The 6,591-nt window shown below is 66.8% G+C and carries 6 protein-coding genes; 2 read left to right on the forward strand and 4 right to left on the reverse strand.

The features are described from left to right. The first annotated feature begins 74 nt into the window (after window positions 1–74). Window positions 75–488, forward strand: a complete 414-nt coding sequence (locus AC5WS8_RS38830) for an NUDIX hydrolase (RefSeq protein ID WP_435612695.1) — start codon at window positions 75–77, stop codon at window positions 486–488. Window positions 489–728: 240 nt separating this feature from the next. On the opposite strand, the gene AC5WS8_RS38835 is transcribed toward AC5WS8_RS38830, so the two are convergent. The 3 genes from AC5WS8_RS38835 to AC5WS8_RS38845 all read right to left on the reverse strand — a co-directional run bounded on the left by AC5WS8_RS38835 (window position 729) and on the right by AC5WS8_RS38845 (window position 4,499). Continuing rightward, window positions 729–1,298: a nucleotidyltransferase domain-containing protein gene (locus AC5WS8_RS38835; RefSeq protein ID WP_435612696.1), complete on the reverse strand. Its 570-nt coding sequence runs from the start codon at window positions 1,296–1,298 to the stop codon at window positions 729–731. A gap of 129 nt (window positions 1,299–1,427) precedes the next feature. Beyond that, window positions 1,428–2,750: an aspartate--tRNA(Asn) ligase gene (gene aspS / locus AC5WS8_RS38840; protein ID WP_496108187.1), complete on the reverse strand. Its 1,323-nt coding sequence runs from the start codon at window positions 2,748–2,750 to the stop codon at window positions 1,428–1,430. A gap of 525 nt (window positions 2,751–3,275) precedes the next feature. Then, window positions 3,276–4,499: an ISAs1 family transposase gene (locus AC5WS8_RS38845; RefSeq protein WP_496108188.1), complete on the reverse strand. Its 1,224-nt coding sequence runs from the start codon at window positions 4,497–4,499 to the stop codon at window positions 3,276–3,278. Between the two features lie 36 nt (window positions 4,500–4,535). On the opposite strand from AC5WS8_RS38845, the gene AC5WS8_RS38850 reads away from it, so the two are divergent. Next, a complete protein-coding gene (locus tag AC5WS8_RS38850; RefSeq protein WP_496108189.1) occupies window positions 4,536–5,624 on the forward strand; it encodes a phosphotransferase family protein in 1,089 nt (362 codons plus the stop codon). A 44-nt stretch (window positions 5,625–5,668) separates the two neighbouring features. Here AC5WS8_RS38850 and serS read toward each other — a convergent pair. After that, a partial coding sequence (gene serS, locus AC5WS8_RS38855) for a serine--tRNA ligase (protein WP_496108190.1) occupies window positions 5,669–6,591 on the reverse strand: 923 nt, incomplete at its 5' end.

Genomic DNA, 6,591 nt, shown 5'->3' on the forward strand with positions numbered 1-6,591 from the left:
GAGAACCTACAGGGCCGCTTCATGTCCGTCGACACGATCTACCCGCCGATGCTGGCAGCACTGGAGGAAGACGTATGACCGAGCAAACGGCACAAGAGCGACCGGGCATCGCAGCCGCGATCGTGGTCCAGGACGGCGCCGTGCTCATGGTTCGTCGCCGGGTCGCGGAAGGTCAACTGTCGTGGCAGTTCCCTGCGGGCGAGATCGAGGCGACGGAGACCCCTGAACAAGCAGCCGTGCGAGAGACGAGCGAAGAGGTCGGCATGGAGGTGACCGCTCTCAAGGTCCTCGGAGAACGGGTTCACCCCAAGACTGGCCGGAAGATGACCTACGTGGCCTGTGTCGTAGAGTCCGGCGCTCCTTACGTCGCGGACGAGGATGAACTGGCTGAGGTGGCATGGGTCCGGCATGCCCAGATTCCCGCGTACGTGCCATACGGCCTCTTCGACGCGGTGCAGGTATATCTCGACGCCGCACTGAGCCGGTAACACCTCGGTGCGTCCTGCGGACGGAGGACGAGGCAGCGTCGGGTAATCAGACCGCCCTCCCGACGAGCTAAAGAACTGGTCGTGGACACTGAAATCGGCCTGATCTGCCTGCGGTTGGTTAGCGTGGCGTCGCCATTGCCTCGTCGACCAAGTGTTCACTCATGGAGTGCCAGGGCTTCAGGTTGTACAACTCTCGTACCACCTTCGTGTCACCCCGGACCGCGCTCGGCGGCCGACGTCTCATCTGTGTGCGTCCGGTGGCGTAAGACGCTGCCGCCATGGGTGGTCCGGCACGGTTACCGCGATAGCGTTCGCCAACCAAATGCGTTGAGGTTCGCCGAGCAGCGGCAGTACCGCTTCGAAGTCTGTCTCATCCTTCTCCCGCGTCGCCTTCGCCTTGTAGTAGAGCTGCACCTCGGGCGCCAGGTAGGGGATGCCAGTCCCGCTTCTTCGTCCCAACCGCTCGATCGGAAGCCGGATCCGTGGGGTACGCCGAGAGACCCAATGGGTGCCCTCCGCCTCGTCCAGCATGAGCTGCACGGACCAGGGTGCCTCAGGCGTGCGTCGGCACCAGATGTCGTGGAGGGGCGGCTGAAGAGTCTCCCCAGAACGCCACGGGCGCAGCCGCCCCATGCCAGGTGGGTCCGCCACGTACAGGTCCCAGTCGGTCAAGAGACCGCGCACGCGAGCTTGGTCCCGTCGGAGGACGAGGACATCGAGATCGCCGTGCGGGCGTAGCTCACGGCCGACGGCGAGTTCGATCGCGTACCCGCCAGCGATCCACCACGGGAAGTCGGCCGCAGCGAACATGACAGCTATATCTTCGGGACGAGCCGGCACCCAGCGCCTCACTCCCTCAATACTCACCTGTCCATGCTCTCAGTGAACGCGACCCCTGAGGGGAAACCCGACGCTAGGCCAGCCATACACAGAGGCCAGCTATGGGGTGAGCCGGTTCGGTCCGCGGAAGAGGAAGGTGGCCTCGCGGATCGACTCCAGTCCGAGCAAGACCATGAGTACGCGTCCAAGGCCCATGCCCAGCCCGCCGTGCGGTGGGCACCCGTACCGGAACGCGTTCAGGTAGTCCTGCATCGGCTCCGGACTCACGCCCTTCTCGGCGGCTTGCTTCAGCAGCACGTCATAGCGGTGCTCGCGCTGGGCGCCGGTGGTGATCTCCAGCCCCTTCCACAGCAGGTCGAAGCTCAGGGTCACGCTCGGGTCGTCGGCCGGCCGCATGTGGTAGAAGGGCCGGATGCCCACGGGGTAGTGGGTGATGAACACGAATTCGTGGCCGGTGGCCTGTTGGATGTGGGCGCTGATGCTCCGCTCGCCTTCCGGGTCCAGGTCCTCCTTGGTTCCTTCCGAGTCCCAGCCGCCCTTGCGCAGGATGTCGTGCGCCTCGGCCATGGTGATGCGGGGGAAGGGCGTCGTGGGGACGGTGATCTCCACGCCGAACTGCTCCCGGACCGCATCGCCGTGTGCACCGACGACCTTGGCGATGGCGTGGGCGAGCATCTGCTCCTCGAACGCCATAACGTCCTCGACGCCGTCAATCCAGGCCAGCTCGACGTCGACGCCGGTGAACTCGGTGGCGTGCCGGGAGGTGAACGACGGCTCTGCACGGAAGACGGGGCCGATCTCGAAGACCTTCTCGATTCCGGCCGAGATCGCCATCTGCTTGTAGAACTGCGGCGACTGGGCTAGATAGGCGCTGCGATCGAAGTAGCCGAGTTCGAAGACCTCCGCGCCAGACTCCGAGGCGGTGCCCATGAGCTTGGGGGTGTGCATCTCCGTGGCGCCCTGGGCATAGGCGTACTCGCGCATCCCCTGCTCAAGGGTGGTCTGCACGGCGAACATCAGCTGAGCGGCGGGACGGCGGCGTACGTCCAAGAACCGCCAGTCCAGGCGGTGCTCCAGGCCCGTCTGCTCGTCGATGGGCAGCGGTGTCGCGGCCCGGTTCAGGACCTCGACCCGCTCCGGGATGATCTCCAGGCTGTGGAGCTTCACGATCGGGTTCTCGGCGACGCGGCCGGTGATCCGCACCGCGGACTCCGGCGTGAGCTGCTGCAGGGCGGCCTCGATGTCGTCGCCTGCGCCGCCGCGCCGGTGGGTGACCTGCACCATGCCTGTGTGGTCGCGTACGACGACGAACTGGACCTTACTCAGCAGGCGCAGAGTGTGCGCCCAGCCCGACACGGAAACGGTTCGACCCAAGTGCTCGGGCAGGTCGGATACCAGTACACGATCGGTCGTATGGATCATCGCAGCCCTCCAGGGCGTCATGGTGATCCCTTGGGGGCGCGGGCGAGAAGGGGACTCGCGGTTCCACCACGCCTTCACCACCACTCGACAGTGGCGGCCTCATTCGTGGCCGGTAACGGGGCCAGCCGGCGGGGCATAGGACCACATGGCCGTTCCTCCCCGCACTCAGGAGGGTCTTCGCCCTGGGGCGCGAGGCTGCCTTCCCAGCTGCCAGCAGCTCTCTCGGCTCGCGTGATCCCGGGCTACTCGTCTCCGTCATCGCGTTGCGACGGAGGATAGCGAGCCGGGCCTCGAGACGACAGCGAGATTTCTGCGTAGATCATGATCGTGCCAGTGGGCAGGTTCGGAAGCAGGTGCGGCCACCCGACGATCAACGGCGCCAGGAAGGAGGAGGTGCAGTCGCACTGATGATGACGCTACCCGGGGCGCAGCCTACGAGGCTCAGTCAGCGAATGCACGGACACGGATCCGCGTGACAATTTCGTGGCGCCGGGAAACACAGCTCCCCCATCCTGCAGGGCGGCTTCAAGTTCCCGGTAGGAGCGGGCTGTCGGTGATGCCCCAGATCCAGACGGCGTGTTCGGGTGCGTCCCGGATCGCTCGGGTGGTCTTGGCGATGTTGCCCGCTCCCAGCAGCCGCAGCCTGCCGATGGCCAGGTTCCGCAAAGCGGCCATCGCCCGCGGCGCGTTGCCGGTGTGGACGGTGGAGGCGTCCTCGGCGAACACCACGTCTCTGACGTGGTGGCTGGAATTTTCGATTCCCCAGTGCCCGCGGACGTATCCGCCCAGGTCGGCGGGGGTGGCCTGGTGGGTGTCGAGGCTGGTGACGGCGTAGACCGTCTCCCGGGTCTGCCGCTTGCCACTCTCCTGGCGGCGCCGGTGGATGCGCAAGGCCAGCCGCGCTTCCGGGAAGGCGATCCCGCCCAGGTTCGCCGCGATGGCCATGGTCTTGACCGAGCGGGACTCCCGCCGGCCGTGTCCGGTCCCGGAGACGGTGTGCGCCACGGATATCTGCTCCCATGGCAGGGCTTTGAGCTGGGCCGACGCGGTCGGCTGGTTTCCCTTGATCACCGCGATGTAGTGGGCGTTCTTCTCCTGCACCAGCCAGCGCACGTGGTCCTTGACGCTGTGCAGGGCATCGAAGGTGACCACGGTGCCGGCCAGGTCGAGTGGTTCCAGCAGCGGGCGGAAGGCGGCCGTCTCGTTGGTCTTGGCTCCCACCTCCCGCTGGGCCAGGGTGACGGTGGGAGCGTGGGTGACGGCGGACAGCAGGTGCCGATGGCGCTGCTGCCGGTGCGCGGAGCCGGACAGCGCCTTGCCGTCCACCGCGATCGCCGGCCGCGGTGCCAGGGCGGTGATGTCGGCGTCGGTGTGGCCGTGTCCGGCCAGATAGGCGCCGATCACTGCGTCCAGGGCATCGCCGTCGAGGGCGGCCAGGAGCCGGGTGAGGGTGGCTTGGGACGGGGCGCGTCGACGTCCGAGCAGGTGGCGGCGGATGCCGAGGTGTTCCAGCACCGTAGTGGTGGTGCGCTGTCCCCACTCGGTGATCTCGGTGATGGTCCGGGCGCCGGAGACGACGGCGCAGGCACACATCAGCAGCAAGCCGACCAGGGGATACCACCGCCCGCGACGCGAACGCGGGTCGGGTACACGCTGGAGGTGGGCGCTCAGACGGCCGATGTCGCGCGGGTGGAGGGGGCCCAGTTTCGCCAGGGCGGCAGGGATCGGGGAGGATGGAGCGGCAGGCACGGGACCTCGACGTGATCAGCTGGCGTAGACACCCTGATGATCACCGGTCTCGTGCCTGTGCTGTTGCTGCGTCAACACCCGCTGGACTCGGACGACCTACGCAATCCCGGAACTTGCAACCGCCCTGCCCATCCTGACGGAATGCCCGACATCATCACCTCGCGCCTTCAGTACAACGCCACAGCGGTACGCCCAGACTGGAAGGACCTCCCACAAGACGTTCGCCAGCTCATCACCCGACGCCTCGGAGGCTCGGTACATGCCGGGCGCAGCGCAGGGAGCGGATTTACCAGCGGCTTCGCCGCTGTACTCCGCGGGGCCTTCGGACCTCTGTTCGTCAAGGCGGTCAAGAGCCTGGACAACAGCGTGGTGGCCGACTCCTACCGCAGGGAAGCGTTGATCAACCAGGCGCTCCCGGCAGAGATTCCGGCGCCACGCCTGCAGTGGATTGAGGAGCACGACGGATGGGTCGTTCTCGGCATCGACGCTGTCCCCGGTGGCCGCATGCCCACCACACCGTGGAAGCCTGATGAGCTAACGGCCACTCTCGACGCGTACAGGATCACAGCAGAGGCACTCTCCACCCCACCCACAGCACTCCAGCATGTGGGCCTCAAGCCGGTGGGTGACGGCGGTGACTTCGCCGACTGGCGCAACCTCGCCCGCGGCGCCACGCCCACGAACGCCCTGCCTTCCTGGGTACCACTCGACCTACTGGACGTGCTGGCCAGCCTGGAAAGCGGATGGCGGGAGGCCGTCGCAGGCAATGCCGTCCTCCACCACGACCTACGACAGGACAACGTGCTGATCGATGCGTACGGCGCCGCGTGGATCTGCGACTGGAACTGGCCCTGCCTGGGTGCAAGCTGGTTCGACCTCGTCCTGCTCCTGGCCACCGCCTACGCCGACGGACACGACGCCACCGCCCTGTTCACCCAGCACCCCACCGCCCGCGGAGTCGCCGACGAACAACTCGATGCGGCGCTCGCCGCTCTCTCCGGTTTCTTCCTCACCTCCGGCGGACAGCCCGCAGCAGACTGGTCACCGCATCTTCGCCAGCACCAGACGTGGTGTGGAGAGGTCACACTGCGATGGCTGGCCAACCGGCGTGGTTGGGCACTCTGACCTGGGGCCCACCCGTTCAGTGTTCGACAGACAGCCCGCTCAGCTCAGGCCGAGGGCGGTGCTGTCAGGACGCCGCTCGGGATCCACTTGTGCAACACGTCGGGTACTTCCACCGTGCCGTCGGCCCGCTGGTGCTGCTCCAGTAGCGCGGGCACAAGCCTGCTCGTGGCCAGACCTGAGCCGTTCAGCGTGTGGACGAACGTCGACTTCCCCTGTTGGGGCCGGTAGCGGATGTTGCCACGCCTCGCCTGGTAATCGCGGGCATTCGACACCGAGCTGACCTCGACGTACGCCTCGATGCTCGGCAGCCACACCTCGACGTCGTACGTCTTGGCCATCGCTGCGCTGGTGTCGCCGGCCGCGAGTTGCGTGATCCGGTAGTGCAGGCCCAGTCCCTTTACCAAGTCCTCCGCTCTGCCGAGAAGCTCCTCGTGTGCGGCGTCCGAGGCGTCAGGGCGGGTGAACTGGAACAGCTCGACCTTGTTGAACTGGTGACCGCGCAGGGTCCCCCGCTCAGCCGTGCGATAGCCGCCGGCCTCCTTGCGATAGCACGGCGTGTACGCGACGTACTTCCGAGGCAGCTCCGACTCGGGCAGCGTCTCGTCCCGGTGCAGATTGACCAACGCTGTCTCCGCGGTCGGTAGCAGGAACCGCTCCGGACCGTGCTCCCCCTGCTCCAAGGCGAAGACCTCCTCCGCAAACTTGGGGAACTGGCCCGCCGTGTACCCGGCCGCGAAGGTCAGGATGTGCGGTGGCAACACGAACTCATAGCCGTCCCGCACATGAGCCTCCAGGAAGTGGTTCAGCAGCGCCCACTCCAGGAGCGCGCCGTCACCCCGGTAGATCCAGAAGCCGCTGCCGCCGAGCTTCGTGCCCCGCTCATAGTCGACCAAGCCCAGAGTTCGAGCGAGCTCCACATGGTCCCTGGGCGTGAAACCGAACTCCGGACGCTGGCCGGCTTCACGAA

Source organism: Streptomyces sp. PTL18 (assembly GCF_059510295.1).